This window comes from Massilia sp. P2_C2, assembly GCF_056404615.1.
Genome location: NZ_JBFUDR010000493.1, coordinates 1 through 3,071, shown reverse-complemented (window position 1 = coordinate 3,071; position 3,071 = coordinate 1). Strand labels below are relative to the sequence as shown.

At 66.5% G+C, this 3,071-nt stretch carries 2 protein-coding genes; both read right to left on the bottom strand.

Annotated features, from left to right (window positions below; translation table 11 throughout):
• Positions 1-138: 138 nt before the first annotated feature.
• Positions 139-2,361 carry a TonB-dependent receptor plug domain-containing protein gene (locus tag AC1DYX_RS29935; RefSeq protein ID WP_477265672.1) on the bottom strand — a complete coding sequence of 741 codons (2,223 nt, stop codon included), beginning with the start codon at positions 2,359-2,361 and terminating at the stop codon, positions 139-141.
• A 133-nt stretch (positions 2,362-2,494) separates the two neighbouring features.
• Positions 2,495-3,071, bottom strand: a 577-nt coding sequence (locus tag AC1DYX_RS29930) for a Spy/CpxP family protein refolding chaperone (RefSeq protein WP_477265670.1), incomplete at its 5' end; no start/stop codon positions are given.

The following is a 3,071-nucleotide window of genomic DNA, read 5'->3' as shown; positions in this document are numbered from 1 at the left end:
CATTTGGTGGGCACGGGGTGCCCACCCTACCAGTTCGCGCCTACCGAGATAGGTTCTTAGCGGCGCGAGAAAAGCGGCTTGTGGCCGGCGGCGAATGTAACACGGCCCGGTTTGCCAACGCCGGGCCATTGGTGCATCTCACAACTTGGTTTCGTAGCGGATGCCGAAAGTGGTATAGGTCCGGGTCGCCGTCGCAGCGCTCTGCACGAGGGTGCCCGTGTCGACGCTGCGCGCGCTGTCGTAGAGGCGCGGATCGAGGTTGTTCGCGGACAGGCGCAGCTGCGCGCTCGCGTTCAGCTTGTACAAACCGTAAAAGTCGAACTGGCGCTTCATGCCCGTGTACGCGGTCTCGTTGACGGTGGTCTGCACGAGCGTGGCCGGGGTCCAGTTCAAGCCGCCGCCGACGGTCAGCGGCATGCCTTTCAGGCGCCAGTCCGCGCCCACGTTGGCGGTCTGCTTCGGCTGCTGGTCGAGGCGGTTGTTCGGGCCCGGAATGCCCTCCACGTCCGACCAGTAGCGGCTGTAGTTCGTGCGCACGTCGACGTTCGGCGCGCCCGCGTAGACGTCGGTGAGCGGGAACTTCGCTTCCAGTTCGATGCCTTTCGTCCGCGCCTTGCCGATGTTGATCGGCGTGGACACCCAGCGCGGCCCGGACGCCGTCTGCGCCAGCACCGTCGTGCGGCGCTGCAGGTCGTCGATGTTGCGGGTGAATGCGCTGGCGGACACGATGCCGCTCTTGCCGACATAGTGCTCGTAGGCGACGTCGAGTCCCGTCGCCAGTTCCGGCTTCAGGTTCGGGTTGCCGGTGCGGTCCGGACGCGTGGCGTCGTTGTACGTGGAGATCGTCGGCACGGCGATCAGGTCGTTCAGTGCCGGCGCCTTATAGCTGCGCGTCACGCTGGCACGCACCTGATCTTTATCGTGTTCGGGGATGCGCCACACGCCGTGCAGCACGGGACTCCAGACCTTCGACATGTTTTTGATCTCGCCGCGGCCGGCCGCCGTCTGGTCGCTCGTGATGCGGATGCCTTCCCAGCGCAGGCCGAGGTAAGTCGAAAACTGCGGCGTCACGTCCCACTCGTCCTGCACGAACGCGGCGACGCGGCGCGAATCGGCCGCCAGCGAGGCGCCATCGTCGTCGAACAGCGCCGCCGAATCGCCGGCCGCCACGTGTTCCTGGCTGCGGTGCCCGCCCTCGATTTCCCAGCCGGCCGCGAACAGATGGCCTTTGCCCATCGGGCGCGTATACTTGCCGCCCGTGTTCAGGCTGCCGTCGCGCGTGCTGTCGGCATCGACGTAGCGCCGCAATGGCGCGCCCGCGGCGTCGAACGTGTTGCGCAGGACGTCGCTGCTGCTCCTGCCGCCGGCGAAGCCGAATTTCACTTCCAGGCGCGCGCCGCCGTCCATGCGGTGCAACCAGTTGCCGAAGCCGCGCAGGAAGGTCGAATTGGACGTCGAGTCGGAGCGCTGGTGCGCGTATTCCGGTGCGATCGTGCCGATGGGTTGATCGAGCCGGCTGTCGCCGCCGCTGCGGTTGCGGTTCGCGACGAGGAACGGTTGAAACGTCAGCGTATCGCCGTTCGCAAACTTGTACGCGAAGCGCGGCGTGAGGAACAGCGAGTCGTTGACGCCGCCGCCCTCGTCGTGGATGCGCTGCTCGCGTTGCACGGTGCCGCCGTTGTTTAGCGTGTCCTTCAGCGTGTTCAGGTTGATAGTGTCGCTGTCATTGTGCTGGCGCGCCTGGTTGACGGCGCCCGTCAGGTTCCACGACAGGCTGCCCGCCTGGCCCGGCACGACGACGCCCACGTTCACGCCATGGCGGCCCTGCTCGATGCTGTCCGCCACGCGCAGCTGCACGTCCTTCTGCCGATAACCCTCGCGCAGGACGATGTTGATCGTGCCGGCGATGGCCTGGGTACTGTGCTCGGCCACGGGTCCACGCATCACCTCGATGCGCTCGACCTGGTCCGGCGCCAGCGCTTCCAGCGAAAAGCCCGGCGGCGGACGCTCGCCGTTGACGAGCATCTGCGTGTAGCCATTACCGAGGCCGCGCATGCGCACGCCGCCACCACCGCGGCCCGGCGGCCCGCCGAGGGTCACGCCCGGCAGGCGCTTGAGGACTTCGCTGATGCTCGTGTCGCCATTGCGGTCGAGCTCTTCGCGTCCGTACACCGACTTCGCCGCCGTCGACAGGCGACGCGTCTCGGTGTCGTCCGCGCGCGTGCCGTTCACGGTCACCTGCTGGACCTTGCCGGAGGTCGGGGAATCGTTCGTCTGGGGAGGGGTCTGGCCGGACTGGGCCAGTGCAGGTCCCGCCGTGCCCAGCAGAGCCAGGCAGGCGATCGGGATCAGTTTACTCATGACTATCGTTGTTATCGGTTGCTGCCTAGATAAAACCAATTCTAGCGGGGAAGGATAGGCTATCCAGCGAAGAGCGGCAGATTTTTACTTTACGATACACGGCATCGGGCGAAAAAGCGACGACCTCGCCTATTCAGCCGCCGAGATTGATCGACGCACCGCCGGGGCCGCCCATGCCGCCTCCGCCCATGCCACCGCGGCCGTGACCGCCCATGCGTCCTCCACCACTGCCGCGTTGGCCGCCATGTTCACCGCCGTGCTCGCCGCCGCCATGCCCGTCCGGCACCACGCGCATCAATTGTTCGCCGACAAAGGCTGCCACCTGGGCACGCTGTTTGTCGTCGAGCGCATCGTTCACTTCCAGCCACGCTTCGCGCAACTGCTTGTCTTCGGTGGCCGTCGCCGCGCTTTCCGCGTCGATGGCCCGGTTCAGGTCGCGCAATTCGACGTCGGGCCTGGCCACCATCGTCTTGGCCTGCTCCTGCAACGCCTCGCGCCGGCGCTGGCGCTCGCGCAGGATAGCCCGCGACCGGCCCTCGACCTGGTTCCACAACGTCTGCTGGTTGGGCGTCAGGTTCAGGGATTTTTTCACGTCGGCGGACATGAACAGCAGATCGTCGACGCGCATGTCCATCAGCGGCACGGCGAACGAGGGAACGGCGCTGCCGACGGCAAGCGCGAACAGGCAGGCATGCGCGAACCTTTTTGTG